At 64.7% G+C, this 16,391-nt stretch carries 16 protein-coding genes; 8 read left to right on the top strand and 8 right to left on the bottom strand.

Annotated elements, in window-relative coordinates; translation table 11 throughout:
* Nucleotides 1–66 precede the first annotated feature (66 nt).
* Nucleotides 67–645 (top strand): GNAT family N-acetyltransferase, encoded by a 579-nt coding sequence (locus AC1DBX_RS16680; protein WP_476932262.1) that lies wholly within the window; start codon nucleotides 67–69, stop codon nucleotides 643–645.
* Nucleotides 646–818: 173 nt separating this feature from the next.
* Here the strand turns inward: AC1DBX_RS16680 and AC1DBX_RS16675 are convergent, their stop codons facing one another.
* Nucleotides 819–2,564, bottom strand: coding sequence for a CocE/NonD family hydrolase (locus AC1DBX_RS16675; protein ID WP_476932261.1), 1,746 nt, complete (start codon nucleotides 2,562–2,564; stop codon nucleotides 819–821).
* 118 nt (nucleotides 2,565–2,682) lie between these two features.
* Between AC1DBX_RS16675 and AC1DBX_RS16670 the strand changes: the two genes are divergently transcribed.
* From AC1DBX_RS16670 to AC1DBX_RS16655, 4 genes are all read left to right on the top strand, one after another.
* Complete coding sequence (locus tag AC1DBX_RS16670; RefSeq protein WP_476932260.1) at nucleotides 2,683–3,330, top strand: TetR/AcrR family transcriptional regulator; 648 nt, start codon at nucleotides 2,683–2,685, stop codon at nucleotides 3,328–3,330.
* Nucleotides 3,331–3,605: 275 nt separating this feature from the next.
* Nucleotides 3,606–3,833 (top strand): acetylxylan esterase, encoded by a 228-nt coding sequence (locus AC1DBX_RS16665; protein ID WP_476932259.1) that lies wholly within the window; start codon nucleotides 3,606–3,608, stop codon nucleotides 3,831–3,833.
* Nucleotides 3,834–3,880: 47 nt separating this feature from the next.
* Complete coding sequence (locus AC1DBX_RS16660) at nucleotides 3,881–4,879, top strand: NADP-dependent oxidoreductase (RefSeq protein WP_476932293.1); 999 nt, start codon at nucleotides 3,881–3,883, stop codon at nucleotides 4,877–4,879.
* A gap of 48 nt (nucleotides 4,880–4,927) precedes the next feature.
* Complete coding sequence (locus tag AC1DBX_RS16655) at nucleotides 4,928–5,794, top strand: alpha/beta fold hydrolase (protein WP_476932258.1); 867 nt, start codon at nucleotides 4,928–4,930, stop codon at nucleotides 5,792–5,794.
* 305 nt (nucleotides 5,795–6,099) lie between these two features.
* Here the strand turns inward: AC1DBX_RS16655 and AC1DBX_RS16650 are convergent, their stop codons facing one another.
* Complete coding sequence (locus AC1DBX_RS16650) at nucleotides 6,100–6,813, bottom strand: SDR family oxidoreductase (protein ID WP_476857397.1); 714 nt, start codon at nucleotides 6,811–6,813, stop codon at nucleotides 6,100–6,102.
* Nucleotides 6,814–6,880: 67 nt separating this feature from the next.
* Nucleotides 6,881–7,954: an alkene reductase gene (locus AC1DBX_RS16645; protein WP_476932257.1), complete on the bottom strand. Its 1,074-nt coding sequence runs from the start codon at nucleotides 7,952–7,954 to the stop codon at nucleotides 6,881–6,883.
* A gap of 170 nt (nucleotides 7,955–8,124) precedes the next feature.
* Here AC1DBX_RS16645 and AC1DBX_RS16640 point away from each other — a divergent pair, with 170 nt between their 5' ends.
* Nucleotides 8,125–8,727, top strand: a complete 603-nt coding sequence (locus AC1DBX_RS16640; RefSeq protein WP_476932256.1) for a TetR/AcrR family transcriptional regulator — start codon at nucleotides 8,125–8,127, stop codon at nucleotides 8,725–8,727.
* Nucleotides 8,728–8,868: 141 nt separating this feature from the next.
* On the opposite strand, the gene AC1DBX_RS16635 is transcribed toward AC1DBX_RS16640, so the two are convergent.
* From AC1DBX_RS16635 to AC1DBX_RS16615, 5 genes are all read right to left on the bottom strand, one after another.
* Entirely contained in the window at nucleotides 8,869–9,132 is a 264-nt protein-coding gene (locus tag AC1DBX_RS16635) for a hypothetical protein (RefSeq protein ID WP_476932255.1), read from the bottom strand.
* A 35-nt stretch (nucleotides 9,133–9,167) separates the two neighbouring features.
* The gene (locus AC1DBX_RS16630; protein WP_476932254.1) at nucleotides 9,168–9,761 is read right to left on the bottom strand and encodes a response regulator; all 594 of its coding nucleotides are present in this window, start codon (nucleotides 9,759–9,761) and stop codon (nucleotides 9,168–9,170) included.
* Between the two features lie 286 nt (nucleotides 9,762–10,047).
* Nucleotides 10,048–10,500 carry an SRPBCC family protein gene (locus tag AC1DBX_RS16625; protein ID WP_476851177.1) on the bottom strand — a complete coding sequence of 151 codons (453 nt, stop codon included), beginning with the start codon at nucleotides 10,498–10,500 and terminating at the stop codon, nucleotides 10,048–10,050.
* 529 nt (nucleotides 10,501–11,029) lie between these two features.
* Nucleotides 11,030–11,416 (bottom strand): SHOCT domain-containing protein, encoded by a 387-nt coding sequence (locus AC1DBX_RS16620; RefSeq protein WP_028276897.1) that lies wholly within the window; start codon nucleotides 11,414–11,416, stop codon nucleotides 11,030–11,032.
* Between the two features lie 97 nt (nucleotides 11,417–11,513).
* Entirely contained in the window at nucleotides 11,514–11,960 is a 447-nt protein-coding gene (locus AC1DBX_RS16615) for a hypothetical protein (RefSeq protein ID WP_476857402.1), read from the bottom strand.
* Between the two features lie 423 nt (nucleotides 11,961–12,383).
* Between AC1DBX_RS16615 and AC1DBX_RS16610 the strand changes: the two genes are divergently transcribed.
* Entirely contained in the window at nucleotides 12,384–12,830 is a 447-nt protein-coding gene (locus AC1DBX_RS16610) for a DUF1003 domain-containing protein (protein WP_476851179.1), read from the top strand.
* 248 nt (nucleotides 12,831–13,078) lie between these two features.
* Nucleotides 13,079–16,345, top strand: a complete 3,267-nt coding sequence (locus AC1DBX_RS16605) for a BTAD domain-containing putative transcriptional regulator (RefSeq protein ID WP_476932253.1) — start codon at nucleotides 13,079–13,081, stop codon at nucleotides 16,343–16,345.
* Nucleotides 16,346–16,391: the final 46 nt, after the last annotated feature.

Genomic DNA, 16,391 nt, shown 5'->3' with positions numbered 1-16,391 from the left:
TCCAGCGACGGTAATCCGACCTCCCCGATCGGCGTGACGGGTTCCCCCCGGTGCAAGAATGTCTGCATGCTCACCTTCCTGGAGACTGAACGACTTCTGCTCCGGCAGTTCACCCCCGACGATGCGGAGCTACTCGTGGAACTGGACAGCGATCCGCGCGTGATGCGGTACATCACCGGCGGTATCCCCACCCCCCGGGACGAGATAGAAGGCGACTTCCTCCCGGCATTCCTCGACTACTACCAGCGCTTTCCCGGCTACGGGTTCTGGGCCGCGATCGAGAAGACGACCGGGGAATTCCTCGGCTGGTTCCACTTCCGGCCCGGCCCCGACGATCCACAAGATCAGCCGGAGCTGGGCTACCGGTTGCGCCACGCGGCCTGGGGAAAGGGGCACGCGACGGAGGGATCGCGGGCGCTGATCGCCAAGGGGTTCACCGAGTTCGGGGTGCAACGGGTTGTAGCCTCGACCATGGCAGTCAACACGGCCTCCCGAAGGGTGATGGAGAAATCCGGGATGCGCCTCGTGCGGGCCTTCGTCGCGGACTGGCCGGTGTACGTTCCGGGCGAAGAGCACGGCGACGTCGAGTACGCGATCACCCGAGATGAATGGGAGTCTGACGATTCCCGCCTTCGTCCCCAGTGACCCGCCCGTATCCGCGCGCGGCCGAGGTTGCCCTTCAGCAGCTTCAGTGCCCGCCGCGCGGAAACCAGTTCGAAGGCTTCGATGCTTCCGTCGCGGTCCTCGCCAGCCAGGCGCACCCAGTGTTCGGGAGCAGGGGTTGAGGTCATGCGGGCGTCCCTGGTCATGGTCATTCGTTACTTAGTGGGCGTTTGGACGGGCAGCTGCAGGTAGGAGGCGTACTCTCCACCGGTGTGAATGATGTGCGTTCCGCTGTTGGCGCCGACGTATTCGCTTATGCCCGGCATCAGCGTGCCGAGCAGGTTCCGGGAGCTGATGATGAAGCGGAGTTGTTCTCCAGGATGGAAGGCGAGGCCGATCGGAAACAGGTCGATCTCGATGGTGACGATTTCCCCGGCCGACAGCTTCTGGACCCGGTCGAAGCTGTGGGCGGGCACGTCGTCGGTCGAGAGTGTCTCGTCGAGGTGGCGGGCGGAGACACGAAGCCGTCCGTCGGAGCCCTTGTAGCGCAGGATCGTGGCCCCGTGATCGGTGAGGTCATGTGCCATGGCGCTCTGGTTGGGGACGGTGAACGCCTGTAGAGGCGTTCCGTACGCGTCGAGCTTCTGCACGAGGACGAACAGGTCCATGTCGTCAGCGCCTCGCGCCTCGACCCAGAGGTGCGCCTTCGGGTAACCGACCATGACGGTCTCCTGCTCGAAGCGGGTAAGGAAGGACACCGCGTTCGGGTTCGAGTCGACGTCGTACGCGGCTTCCGCCGCGGCGGCCGGGGCGGTCGTCGTCAGGGTCCGGGAGCGGCCGTCCAGGTAGTACTTCGTTGACAAGACGTCCGACGGCGGGAACATGTCGGCGGCGACGCCGACTTGGTCGCCGCCCTCGAGGTCGAGAACGGCGTACCGGACGCGGGGCGTTTGCTCCCACCCGTTGTCCTGATCCTTGAGGTGGTGGTCGAAGAAGCGGCGCAGGTCTTCCACGTTCGCTTCGTCGTAGTAGTCCGGCCATTCCTGGCTGTTGTGGATCCTCAGCCATTTCTCTTTGGAAGCAATGCGCCGCCAGGCGCGGAATGTCCCGGCGGTGTGGAGGGTGTTCGAGTAGCTGGCCACGATGTACGCCGGGACGGTGATCTTGCCGAAGTCGGGGATTTTGTTTTCCCAGAGGTCGGTCATCAGCGGGTAGCGCTCGACTTCGGAGAGGATGTCTTCCTTCCGGTTTTTGCCGAAGAAGCTGCCTTCCTGGAGTTGCCGGGCGAAGCCGATGTCTGGCATTCCGCCCCTCATCACCAGGTCGCGGTAGACGTCGCTGACGCCTTCCCACGGGTTGATCGCCGCCAGGTGCGGGGGCTGTTCTGCGGCGGTGAACCACTGGGATACCGCTAGGTAAGAGGTCCCGCTCATGCCCACCTTGCCGGAGCACCATTGCTGCCCGGCGAGCCATTCAATCAGGTCGTAGCAGTCCCGGCCTTCCTGCCGGTCCCACAGCACGCTGTCGCCGTCGGAGTCAACCACGCCGCGGATGTCCGGGTTGCAGATCGCGTAGCCCTGGGCGCACCAGTATGCGGGATCCGGTGCCTCGAACTTCTCCAGACCGGACACGATGCTGTTGTCCAGGCCAACCAGCCCGAACACGCCCATGACACTAAGGGATGTGCCCTGACCCTTGCCGTACGGGCTCCAGGCCACGATCACCGGCACCTGCTCAGAACCCGCGGGGCGGAAGATGTCGACGTGAATCGTGACTCCGTCGCGCAACTGAACCGCGACGTCCTTCTCAAACACCACATCCACCGGCAGGGCCCGGAACTGAGGCGCAATCCGGAACCCTGCTTCCAGGGTCCGGGTCCCGGGTTCGAACGCGGTCAGCACGCCCGTTCTCGCGGCCGGCAGCGGATGGGACGGTACGAACATTTTCTGGTCATCGCTCATGGCGAGCTCCTTCGGTCAGTTCAGCCCTCCGGGGCTTGCGTCCAAGCGAGCCTACGTCGGCCAATTCAAAAACTCAACACTTGTTGAGAAAATCTATATCGGTTGCTAGGTTTGACTCATGACCCAGCAGAAGGAATCCCTGCCGAAAGCGCGCCGCGGCCGGAGGCCCGGGACCGGCAGCACCAGACAGGCGGTGCTCGACGCCGCCAGGGCCCGGTTCGCCGCCGACGGTTTCGGCGCGACGACGATCCGGCGTGTCGCCGCCGATGCCGGCGTGGACGTGTCCCAGGTGATGCAGTTCTTCCGCTCCAAAGACGAGCTGTTCGCGGCTGTGATGTCCGTCCCAGCGTCGGCCCTCGAACGGTTCAACACGGCTTTCGAGGGGCCGGACGAGCATCTTGGAGAACGCGTCGTCCGCGCCTACCTCGACGCTTGGGAGGGCCCCGCCACCGATTCCGAACCGCTGATGGCGATGCTGCGTGGTGCGATCGTCAATGACCAGGCATGCGCACAACTGCGTGAGTTCATCCAATCCCGGCTGCTGCACGGCGTAAGCGGCCGCAGCGGTGACGATGCCGCCCTCCGGGCTGGACTCGCCTCATCGATGCTGGTCGGTATCGTGACCAGCAGGCGGATCATCGGTGTGCCTGTGCTGGTCGACGCGGACACGGAGAAACTGGTGGCGACCGTGGCTCCGGCGATCCAGCAGATCCTGGTCGGCGCACCCTCCCAGACTGACCGGATCGGGGAAGGCACCGGCGCGTGACTGCCATTGAAAGTCACGTCACATAGGACTCGTGGGCTGCATGAACTCGTGTCAGCTGAAATAGGCAGGTAGGGGCCCAGCCACCAGCAACGGCATCAGGTGTATACGGGTATGGACAATGTCCACGCTATCTTTGGCCGGACAAAGGTCCGCCAGCCCCTCCCGGCCACACTCCCATTCGAAGTCATGGTGTCCTGACTGCGCTGACCCTACACCGCCGGGGAGTACGCGGACCTCCGCGTCCCCCCGGAAAACCTGACAGCGACCGACCAACGTTGAAGCCCGGACTAGACTCACGAACACGGGCAAGCCCCCCCGCGGGCGCGGCACTGGTCCCGTTCCTCTGCGGCTTCCCACCGGCTGTCACCATCACCGATCAGGACCCCTATGCGGAGATTGCATGTTTCCTGAAGATCCATCGCGGGAATGTGGCCCGAACATTCAAACGAACGCGCGCACCCAACGGTTCACTTGACTATATTTCTGAGTCAACTCAAAATTGAGTAGGCTCATGTTTAACCAACCGTACGTCATAGAGGAGCAGCACGCCATGAGGGCATTCGTCGTCACCAAGTACAAGGAGCCGCTTCGCGCAGCAGACGTCCCGGAGCCGACGGTCGGCGACCGCGATGTGCTGGTCCAGGTCCACGCAGCTGGCCTCAACCAATTGGACGAAAAGATCCGCCTGGGTGAGTTCAAGCAGATCCTCCCGTACAAGCTCCAGCTGATCCTTGGCAACGATGTCGCCGGCACAGTCATCCGCGTCGGGGCGAAGGTGCGCGGCTTCAAACCCGGTGACGAGGTCTACGCCCGCCCCGACAAAGACCGCATCGGCACGTTCGCCGAGCGCATCGCCATCACCGAGGCCGATCTGGCACTGAAACCCGCGTCTATCAGCATGGAGGAGGCCGGCTCCCTACCGCTGGTTGCACTTACGGCGTGGCAGGCCCTCGTTGTGCAAGGCAACCTACGTCCGGGGCAGAATGTCCTCATCCACGCCGGAGCCGGCGGGGTCGGGTCGATCGCGATCCAACTCGCCAAGCACCTCGGCGCCACCGTCGCGACCACCGCCAGTGCCTCCAACGCCGACTTCGTGCGCGATCTCGGCGCGGACACTGTGATCGACTACCGTACGCAGGACTTCGAACAGCTCCTCACCGGGTACGATCTGGTGCTCGACAGCCTCGGCGGGGAGAACCTCGTCAAGTCACTGCGCATCCTCAAGCCCGGCGGGAAGGCGATCGGAATCGCCGGCCCGCCGGACCCGGCATTCGCGCGCAAAGCCGGCCTTAACCCTGTGCTGCGCCTGGCGATCGCGGGGCTCAGCAGCAGGATCCGGCGGCAGGCGAAGAAGCTCGGCGTCAGCTACGAGTTCCTCTTCATGCGTGCCAGCGGCGACCAGCTGCGCCAGATCACCGCCCTGGTTGACGACGGCGTGCTGCGCCCGGTCGTTGGACGGGTCTTCGACTTCGCCCAGACCCCACAGGCGCTCGAGTCGCTGGCCAAGGGCGGCCTCCGCGGCAAAGCCGTCGTCACCCTTCCCTCCTGAGCCGCCGGCAACCAGACCCATCACAGACCACTCAGGAGGACTACCAGCATGAGCAGCTTTGACACCCCGAACGGCTCTGTCGTCACCTCGTACGCGAAGGCCGCCACACGCTCCATCACTTCAGGTGGCGTCACCTACGCCTACCGCGAGCTGGGGCCCAAGACCGGCATACCCGTCGTATTCTTCGTGCACCTTGCCGCGACCCTGGACAACTGGGACCCGCGCATCATCGAGCCCATCGCGAAGAACCGCCACGTCATCACCTTCGACCAGCGCGGTGTCGGCGCCTCCACCGGGCAGGTTCCCGACAGCATCGAGGCGATGGCCGACGACGCCTACACCTTCATCAAGGCCCTCGGGCTCGACCAGGTCGACGTCTTCTCCTTCTCAATGGGCGGCATGATCGCCCAGGACCTGGTCCTCAAGCATCCCGACCTCGTCCGCAAGCTCGTGCTGGCTGGTACCGGGCCGCGGGGCGGCAAGGACATCGACAAGGTCGTCGGCGCCACCTACTGGGACGTCCTCCGCGCGACCCTGACGCGCTCGGACCCGAAGGAGTTCCTGTTCTTTAACCGCAACGCGACCGGCAAGTCGGCCGCGAAGGCGTTCATCAGGCGCCTGCAGGAGCGCACTGTCGACCGCGACAAGCCGATCAGCACCAAAGCCTTCCAGACTCAGCTGAAGGCAATCCGGAAGTTCGGCCGCTCCGCGCCGTCGGACCTGTCACGGCTCACCCACCCCACCCTCATCGCCAACGGCGACAACGACCGCATGGTGCCGTCGGTCCTGTCCGGGGACCTGCACCGGCGCATCAAGGGATCCGAGCTGATCATCTACCCCGACTCGGGCCACGGCGGAATCTTCCAGTTCCACGACAGGTTCTCCCCCGTCGCCGTGGAATTCCTCGCCCACTGACCAGCACGTACCTGACAAGATCCCGCTAACAGAGCAGAGAGTCACTGTGGCTGTGCCCGTCCGTGAATACGGGCGGGCACAGCCATTGGCGTGGCGCCCCGTCGCGCTGGCCAGCTCGAACAGGACACCCACAAACGCGTCAGCAGAGTGATCAAAAGTATCGCCACCCGTGACGCGGCCCCTGGCTGGTGACCCCCCCGGAGTGTCAGGCCAACCCCGGATCCTCCGCTATTCAGACACTCCCTGCGGCGGGAGTCGTGCCACCGCGCTCACTTTTGGTGAACGCGGTGGCACCGGTTGTTCCCTTATGCGTTCGTCGCCGCCAACTGCGGGTAGACCGCTTCGAGGGGTGCGCTGAGTCCGGCCTTGAGCTGGACAGACGTGTCGTCGGCGAGGACCTCGTACTGCCCTGCCTCGGTGGCGTCGAACACGGTGCGCACCAGCACGGCCGGGTCGAGCTTCGGGTCGGTGGCGTGCGCGGCCATCGCGGTGTCGACGTATGCGACGTGGACGCCGACGACGTGCACGCCGGCGGGGGCGAGTTCGAGGCGGAGGGAGTTAGTCGCGGACCAGAGGGCGGCTTTGGTGGCGCTGTAGATGCCGGCGACGGCGTACCAGCTCAGGGCCGAGTGGATGTCGATGATCATCGCTCCGTCCTTCACCGACAAGACCGGAGCGAACGCGCGGGCGACGAAGAGAGGCCCGAGAAAGTTCGTCTCGACGTTCCTGCGGATCTCCTCGTCCGTGTGGGTGAGGATCCCGGCACTGGAGACCGACGCGCCGGCGTTGTTGATCAGCACGGTCACATCCGGTGCCGCCTCGACCGCCGCCTGGATGGAGGCGGAGTCGGTGACGTCCAAGGCGAGCGGAACGATGCGCTCGTCGTTCCAAGTGCGGGGGGTGCGGGCGGAGGCATAAACCTTTGCAGCTCCCCGCGCGAGTGCTTCGTGCACGAACTGCGTGCCGATTCCGCCGTTGGCTCCGGTGACGAGGACGACTGCTCCGTTGAGTGAGGGCATGACTGTTTCTTCTTTCTGATCGGTACGGGGTATGTAAGGTCGGCGGCGGACGGCCCGCGGCAGACGATTAGGCGTGTGCCAGGGCCGGATAGTCGGTGTACCCGGCCGCGCCGCCGCCATACAGGGTTGCCGGGTCCACCTCATTCAGTGGCGCACCAGTGCGCAGGCGCTCAACAATGTCGGGGTTCGACAGGGCGAAGCGGCCCAGCGGCGCGATGTCCGCGAGCCCGGCGTCGATGTCGTCGGCAATCTGCTCACGGTCGCGCCCATAGCGGACGACGAGGATGGCCGCAGGCCACGCGTCGCGGAAGGACCGCAGCAGTTCGTCGTCACCGAGGTGGTGTACGTGCAGGTACGCAAGGTCCAGTGTGGCGAGTTCGCCGACCAGGTGGCGGTACTGGGTCCGGACGTCGGCGGGATCCCCTTCGTTGATTCCGCCCAGCGGGAACGCCGGTGAGATGCGGATGCCGGTCCGGTCTGCCCCGATCTCCTCGGCCACCGCGCGGGCGACCGCGACGACGAACCGGGACCGGTTCTCCACGGATCCGCCGTATTCGTCCGTGCGGTGGTTCGAGTTTGGCGAGAGGAACTGGTGGAGCAGGTACCCGTTCGCGCTGTGGATCTCCACGCCGTCCGCTCCCGCTGCGATAGCGGAGGCTGCGGCGTGGCGGAACCCGGCGATGGTGGCCTGGATGTCTTCGGCAGTCAGCTCACGCGGCACCGGCGTCTTCTGCGGGCCCGTTGGAGTGAACATGTCCTGCTCGGACGAGATCGCCGATGGGCCAACGGGCTGACGGTGGTGCGGGGTGTTATCCGGGTGCGACATCCGGCCGACGTGCATCAGTTGGATGAACAGGGCCCCGCCGCCTGCATGCACCGTGTCGGCGATCTTTCGCCATCCCTCGATGTGTTCAGGAGTGTAGATGCCGGGGGTGTTCAGATAGCCCTGGCCGTCCTCGGACGGCTGCGTGCCCTCGGTGATGATCAGCCCGAGCGAGGCGCGTTGGCCGTAGTACTCCGCGGCCAGTTCCCCGGGGGTGCCGTCAGGGTTTGCGCGGCTCCGGGTCAGCGGGGCCAGCGCGAGCCGGTGCGGCAGCTCCACATTGCCGAGGGTGAAGGGTTGCCAGAGGGAGGAAGTCATGTGTGCGGTCCTTTGCGTCGCGGGGTAATAGCGCCACCACTCTGCCGGGGCGGAACACTGGGGTTCGGCCCTTGCGTGGGAGAATGAACGAAGGAACATTCGAACCCAAACAGTAGTGACTACACTCATAACTGAGTGCAGTCAGAATCTATTCCGGAGGATCCATCACCATGTCTCTCGCCTCCCAGCCGGTCGGACGGCGCGAGCGGAACAAGCAGCAGAAGCTGGACCGCATCACGGCCGCGGCAAGCGAACTGCTGGCCGAGCACGGCATCGAGGATGTCACGACCCAGCAGATCGCCGACAAGGCGGACATAGGCACCGGGACCCTGTTCCTTTACGCGAAGACCAAAGGCGAACTCCTCCTCCTCGTGCAGAACGCGCACTACGCCGAAGCGCTTCAGCAAGGTCGGGCTGATGCCGAAACCACCCCGGATATCCTCGATGCGGTGCTGGCAATCGTACGGCCGATTGTGGAATGCAACCGCGTCCAGGTCGACAACGGACGCACGTACCTGCGCGAAATGGTCTTCGGTGATCCCACGGAGCCCCGTCACGCTGAGGCCCTCTCCATCGTCGCGGAGACCGAGGAGGCCATCGCTGCCGTCCTGGGCAGGCAGGAGCCGGCTCGTGCGCACGATGCCGCTACGACGGCCCGCATCGTCAGCGCCATCATGTTCCTCAGCATGGCAGCGACCGTGAACGCCGCATTGAGCATCGACGAGATTGTTCAGGACATCCGGACACAGGTCGGCGTAATGCTGTCTCACTGACGCAATCAAGTGCTCGCGCCAACGCCCGGTGTCCACCAATTGCCTGGGGTCGTGGATCGGCAGAAGAACGGCCACCGCTACTGTACTGAATGCGCAGCCTGACTCCCTCACCGGGAGCGCGGTTCGCGGCATTCCGGGTTTTTAAGTCCGGCCGGGCAGCAGGTGGGGTCCCATCCGATCGGTCCGGGTCGCCGTGAGTGCGTCGGTAAGCCGCCGGACGTCCCTTGCCCGCACTTCGCCTGTGGGTGGCACGGTGCAGGACTCGCTGGTGCAGGTCAGCAGCGCTGCCGTGACCTCCGCGATCAGAGCCGGGGATGGGCTAAACCGGTATCCGCCGTCGGCAGGGTCGTTAGAAGAATTCAGCGCCCTGGTGATGAACACGGCGGCCTGCGTCCTGCTCGCCATGCCGAGTTTCCTCAGAATGGTTGAGGTCAGATTCTTCACGGTCTTTCCGCCAGCGACATTTCCTGGCTGATCTGGCGGTTGGTCAGCCCTCTCCCCAGTCGGATGGCGGTATTCATTTCCTGTCTCGTAAGGGTCAGGAGTCTCCTATCCAGGGACTGGGTTGCGGGCCCGACGAGCGGGGTAACGAGCGCGGTCCGGAACCGGCCGCTGTACGCGGTGTGCCCGGCCAGGGCACGGCGGATGAGCCTGAGCTGTTCGCAGCTGCCGTCCTGTTTGGACAGGCACCCCCATGCGCCGGCCAGAATCGAGTCGATCAGCACGACTTCGTTGGCATCTCCGGTCATCAGGAGGCACCGGATGGTCGGGTCCGCCGCAGCGATGGCCCGGCACACGTCGGCACCTGAACCGTCGGGGAGATCATCGTCAAGGATGACCAGCTCCGGGCGGAGGGCAGGGATTCGCCGGAACGCCCGGTGCGCGGATCCTGATTCTCCGGCGATGCTGAGACCTTCGGACTCCAGCAGATGGCGCAGGCCCCGTCTCACGACCTCGTGGTCGTCCAGCAGATAGAGGCCCCGGCCGGCCAAAGGGGGCGGCGGGTGGATTTCCGGTTCAGCCATCATCGCCATTACGTTCCTTCGCTTTTAAGGCACCGAAGGCGTGCTGGATGATCCCGTCCGGTCCCTATCCAGCGTGCATCCATGCGCACACTGCCCGACGGGCCCCACACTAAACCGATAGGGCCGACCCAACAAGGGCCCGCGGGGGTGGATCCGTGGCTTTTCTGAACGTGTTCTGCAGACAACCGGTGTCGTAACCTCAGAGCGCCACTAGTGCTCCGTCGGGGAGTATGGCCCAGAGCACGCTCGGGCGGCGTCGGGCGCTCTTGGACGCTGCGCGCTTCTCCGATGGCGCTCATGATCCCGTGGTTCGAACGTGTCGGCCGAGAATTTCGGCGCGTTTCCTGACCGCGCTAACGTAATCGGTGAAAGCCTGCTGCGTGTCGGACGCAAACTCCCGGAGCAGCAGCCCGCAAAGCGGGCCAGTGAACTCTTCTCTTACGAGCAGGTGCGTCATGCCGCCCACCGGTTCAAGCGTGAAGGTACGCACCCCGGTGAGCAGGCCCAGAGGCAGGCCCTGGGTCCAGGTCATCACCTCGCCGGGCATCTGCTGGACGCGCAGCCGGAAGGTGCGCTCCCCTCCGGTGTGGGTTCGGATTCTGATGGTGCCACCGTTGCGCAACTCGCCCCTGATGTGCGTGATGCCGGATTCCCAGACGGTGAAGTTCCGTGCATCGGTGATGACGTCCCAGACGGTGGAGCTTCGGGCTTTGATCAGTGTCTCGGCCCCGACCGAGTGCCTGGCCATGCTGTGACCCTGGCCGAGAGGGCGCCGGGTTGTGGGCACCTGGTCTGTAGACATCAGCCCGCAACCCAAGGCATTGGCCGCGGGACCGGACTGCCGACGCGACCAGCCAGGCATCGGCAGGCTCCACGGCCGATAGCGCCGGCAAGGGACAGCGCCGCGTTCTGGACGGCCATGACACCGCAGCCCTCCGCGGTCGGCAGATCGTGCATCACCAGCACGACGCTCCCTACTGATTCTTCAGACAAGGGGTTCTCCTTTTCTAAACGGAGTGACAGCCGGATAGTAGCCCGGCTTCCTGTGGGCAGCCAGAGAGTTTACTGATCGGGTTATGCCTCGCAGCCTCGGCCGGTCCGAACCGTCTGCGGGAACGCCCTCGACGGCTGGCAACCGGCCACCGTGCCGCCCAATGGCATGGAGCGACAGTCTGGCGGTTGCGCAGAAGGACACCGCACCCTGGTCGAGGACTAAGACACCACCTCGTCCATGGTCATTGCATCTGCTGCCAAGCGGTGCTGGGTCGATGGCGCTCTCAGACCAGAGCCTTGGTCTTGATTCTTTCGAATTCATCAGCGCTGATTGTTCCGGAGTCCCGAAGAGCCGTGGCTTTGGAGATCTCGTCGCTCGGACTCGGTGCAGCGACGCTGCGGATGTAAGCATCCGAGGCCTCCCGGTTCTCCTGGGCCCGTGCCATGGACCGCTCCGTCATGCCCTTACCGCGGGCAATCACGTAGACCAGCACACCCAACAAGGGCACGAAGACCAGGAAGAGGATCCAGACGGCTTTCCACCAGCCGCTCAGCGTGTCGTCGCGGAACAGGTCGCCGATGACGGCGAACAACGCCCAGAGGAAGGCGATGAACGCGTATACGAGGAAGAACCACCAGAAGATATCCCAAAAGTTTTCCCAGAAGCTCATGTCAACTTCCCTGCTTTCTGTAGGAGCGGTGTGGGGCGGGAATGCAGCCGGGGCAGGACTGAGGCTAGCTGCAGACCTGCCCGGAGGGGCCTTGAGGTCAGCATTTAGTCGCCGTTTGGAGGTCACTGACCGCGGCCTGGACGTTGGCGGCGTCGTCCCGCAGGGAGGCGGCCGCCTGAGTAAGGGTGGCATCATCCGGGACGGCTCTGACGGCTGCGTCGAACTTGTTTTCGGCCGTCTTAACTGCGTCCATTTCGTCTTTGGCTACATCCTGGCTGGCCTTGACCAGGTCGTCGTAGGTCTTCGCGACCTGTTCCCGTGCCGATTTGATCTGTTCTATCGTGGCACCAGGTTTGAGTGTCTGTTTGAAATTTGTCAGGGATCCGGCGAAGGCACTGGCAGCAGCGCAGGCCTGCGAAACGTTCTTCTCCGCTCTGGCGCTGCTGACACTGGTGCCGGGGCTGGACGTGCCGCAACCCGTGAGCAGTACGATGGCTGCCCCGGCTGCGATCGATCCGGCGAGGATCGGGTGTGGTCTGGACACTGGAGGCCCCTTTCCGAAATGGAATGCGGCAGGGAACCCTGCCGCACGCAAGTCCGACCATTGTCTACCCGTAACGCGGGCGTGGGCCTCATCCGGGGAAGGTGATACGTAGCGGCAGAACCACGAGTTCACCGGACTCGAGATGGCCTCCACTACCAACCGGATTGAAGGCGGCACGAACGCCCAACTCAGACTGATGCTCCACAGCCACCGGGGCATGAGCGAAGAGCACCAAAAGCGAGCCATCCCGAGGTAGGACTCGAACTGCATTCCCTCCATTTCGTCCCGGCAGCTGAGCACCAGTCCCGGAGTCACCGCCACGGGGCAGGTGCCGGGAGATCCGACGGCACCGGAGGGCTAGGACTCATGGCGCAGACTAACGGAGAAGCAGGTCCCAGCCGTCGGGTCTGGTTAGGGTGGAGGATGACCGGAGAACCGAACACCTGGCACGACAAGCACAAGGCTTCCCTCACCCGCGGGCAGCAGGCCGCGGACTTCATGCGAAACGGGATGGGGAGCTGGCCTTTCGTGGGAGGTTTCATCGCCTTCATGCTGGTCTGGGCCGCCGTAAACACCTGGGCGCTGGCGACCCATGCCTGGGATCCGTACCCCTACATCCTTCTTAACCTCTTTCTGTCCATGCTGGCCGGTCTGCAAGGAGCAATTCTGCTCATCGCCGCCAAACGCCAGGATGCCATCGCCGGGGCCATGGCCCAGCATGACTACACTACGAACCTGAAGTCCAAGGAAGAGATCGATCTCCTGATGGACATTAACCGCCAGCAGTTGGAGATTCTCCGCGAACTTCAGCAACTCACAGAACACGGACCAAACGAAAGCAGCCTTTCAACTAGCGCCCGCCCGGCCTAAAAGATGAACCGATACCGGCAGCCGGCAACCCTGGCTAACGGCTCAGGCGTTCCGCAAAGAGGTGCCCCGTAAAACGGCAGCGAAGCCTCCCGTAAGCGGGCCCCCGACGTGCCACACCCCGGCCAGTGACCTGCGGTGCCGTTGTCATGAGTTGTCTGATGGGGCGCTCACAGAGTGCGCCAAGGCAGCGCGCGTGTGGAAATTTCGTTGTTCGACAACCCCGGTTGGCGGGCGGATACTGAAGAACCATGAAGCCTACCCAAAGCGGGTTGCGCATCCAGCTTCTCGGCTCGTTCATCGTGTACGTCAACGGGAACGCCGTCGAGAACAGCCACTGGCGGCTGCAGAAGGCAAAGGCCGTGGTGGCAATGCTGGCGCTGGCGCGTGGTCAGCGTAACCGTCGCGAGCAGGTACTGGACCGCCTGTGGCCTGACATGGAGCCGGTGGCCGCCGCACGGAATCTGCATCAGACCCTGTACGTCGCTCGCCGTGCGCTCGCTAGCGCTGGAGCCGGCAACGACGGGCTGCTCGCCATCCGCGGTGAAGTGGTCGTGCTGGATGACACTGGCCCGGTCGATGTCGATGTCCTGCAGTTCGAGCGTTCGGCCGTGGCAGCGTTGGCTGCAGGTGTCGAGGCCGGCCTGCGCGATGCGGCCGACTTGTACACTGGTGATCTTTTGCCGGAACTGCCGGATGCGGACTGGCTGACGACACGCCGCGATGAGCTCCGGGAAATCCATCGCGAGGTACTGGTGAAACTGGCGTCCACGGTGGCGCAACGCGCACCGGAGGAAGCGTTGGTCATCCTCACCCATGCGCTCGAATCCGATCCCGTTCACGAGGGAGCCGTGCGCGCGCAGATGGTGGTGCTGGCTGGGATGGGCCGGCGGTCGGAAGCATTGGCACGATATGAGCGGCTGGTCGACGAGCTCCTCGACACGTTCGGGACCGACCCGGACACCCGGACGGTGGAACTGTTTCGCGAATTGTTGACCGGCTCGCCGCCCGAGGAACGCCTCCACCAGCCCGCCGGAGTGACCGGCAAAGACGATGCCATCGGCTATCTGCCATCCCCGTTGACGAGCTTCATCGGGCGCGAGCGTGAGCTCGTTGACGTCGAGCGGCTGATGGGCCATGCTCGCCTGCTCACCCTCACCGGGGCTGGCGGCAGCGGCAAGACCAGACTGGCCTTGGAGGCCGCGAAGACAGTTCGTCCTGAGTACGTGGACGGAGTCTGGTTCGTTGACCTCGCGGCCGTTGGGGAGTCGCTGCTGGTGGCCGATGCCGTAGCCGAGGTTCTCGGGTTGGATTCCGGCGCTGCACCAAGCCGCGTGCAAGCGCTGGTCGACCAACTGCGGCGACGCTCGCTGCTCCTCGTGCTGGACAACTGCGAACACTTGCTCGCGGCCTGTGCGCAACTCGTCGTCGCGCTACTTGACGGATCCTCTGGGGTTAAAGTGCTGGCCACCAGCCGGGAGCCACTCCATGCCGACGGGGAGTACACCTACCGGGTGCCGTCATTGCCCCTGCCCTCGCCCCTGCCGACTGACGCTCTCGATCTGGCCGTGCTGGGCCGTCTGCCCTCTGTCCGGCTTTTCGTTGAGCGGGCAGCGCAGGTCCGGCCGGGTTTCGCGCTCGACGCCGACAACGCGCAGGGGGTGACAGAGTTGTGCCGACGGCTCGACGGGATGCCGCTGGCCCTCGAATTGGCCGCGGCCAGGACGGCCGTACTCGAACCCGCCGAGATCGTCCAGGGATTGGGCGATGCTTTGTCCATGCTCGGCGGGGGAACCAGCGGCGTCACACGGCACCAGACGCTGCGTGGCACCTTGGAATGGAGCCACGAACTGCTCACCAAACCGGAGCAGGTTCTGCTGCGCCGGCTGTCTGTGTTCGCGGGTGGTTTCACCCTCGACGCTGTGGCAGCAGTCTGCGCTGACGCGCCCCTCCACCAGATCGAACTGCTCGACCTGTTGGCCAAGCTGGTGGACAAGTCTTTGGTGGTCACCGAAAGGAGGGGCGCCGGGACCCGATACCGGCAATTGGAGACGGTCCGCCAGTTTGGCCAAGAGAATCTCGATCATGCAGGTGAGGCGGCTCAACTGGCGGCTGCGCATTGCGCCTACTTCCTTGCCGTCGCCGAATCCCACAATCCCGAACGGGCCACCGGGGTGGTCATCGAACAGCCGAAGTTGCTCGACCGCGAGCACGACAACCTGCGCGCTGCGTTGCGCTGGTCGTGCGCCCACGAGCCCGGGACCGCGCTCCGGCTCGCGGCCAGCCTGTGGCGGTTCTGGTTCCTCCGCGGTCACGCGGTCGAGGGAGCACGTTGGGTGGAGCGTGCCTTGGCGGTGGCTCCCGACTCGACCCGGCCTCGCGCGGCTGCCCTGATCGGCCTGACCGGGCTGGACAGCCGGCAGGGCCGTGGCGATCGGCATCGGGCGCTCGGCGCGGAGGCCCTGGCAATTATGCGGGAGATCGGCAACCCCGACGAGGTGACGATGGCCCGGCTCATTGAGACCTCGCTCGCCTGGAGCACTTTCGACCTGGACGAGGCCGAACAGCTGGCGGCCGACGTGCACACCGAGGCAGTCGAGGGTGGCAGACCCGAACATTGCGCAGCCAGCAGTTGGCTGCTCGGCCAGTGCGCGTTGTCCCGGGAGGACGGACCACTCGCCGCCCGTCACCTAAACACCTGCCTGAGCGAACTCGCGCAGTCTGATACCAGCACTCCACCCTTCCTGCCGGTGATCACGCCCAGCCTGCAACTGGTCCCGATCGCCGGACGGTTGGTGCCCTGCGTCGAGGAAACCCTGCTGTTGGGCCGGCGGGTCGGCGTCATCCAAGCCAAAGGCTACGTGCTGTCCGCGATCGGCTACGCGGCCAGGCTTTCGAGAGACACTCAGTCTGCGATATCCGTCATCACGGATGCAGCCGAACATTTCGCCGAGTTAGGAGATGACCTGGCCAGGGCGCAAACACTCCACCAACTTGGCTGCATTCTGCGCGACTGTGGCGACCACAGTGCGGCCGATGAGGCCCTGTCCTTGGCGCGGGAGCTTCGGCTCGGTCTCGGCGACCGACGCGGCGAGCTGCTGACCGAGATTAATATCGCCCTGCTCCGCGCCATGGGTGGTGATATCGACCGCGGCCTGACAGACGCTCGGCGTTGCCTTTCAGGGTTCGAGTCCGCGGGAGATCAGGTGGGAATGGGCGCCACGCTGACCATTCTCGGTGCCGCCGAATTGATCTCCGGGGAGGTCCGGGCAGCGCGGGAAATGTACAGGCAGGCAGCGGAAAAAGTCGCCCCATGGCGGCGACACACTGGCTGGCAACGGTTGATGGTGGCAGAGCTATCCAACGAGCTCGGCGACCCACATCGGGCGGCCCGAGAAATTGACAGGGCTGGGGAAATTTTCGACCGAACGAAATGCCTCATCGCCGGTCAGCGGCTGGCCGCACTGCGTAGGCGGGACCCGGATGATGATGTTGAGACGGCGTTGAGTGCTCGTTGAGTACGGTTCACTAGCGTGATTCCTGGATCTGACAAAGAGATCTGAC

Source organism: Arthrobacter sp. 10N44_2, assembly GCF_056394385.1.
The sequence above is the reverse complement of the archived record's forward strand: the minus strand, read 5'-3'. Positions and strand labels throughout refer to the sequence as shown.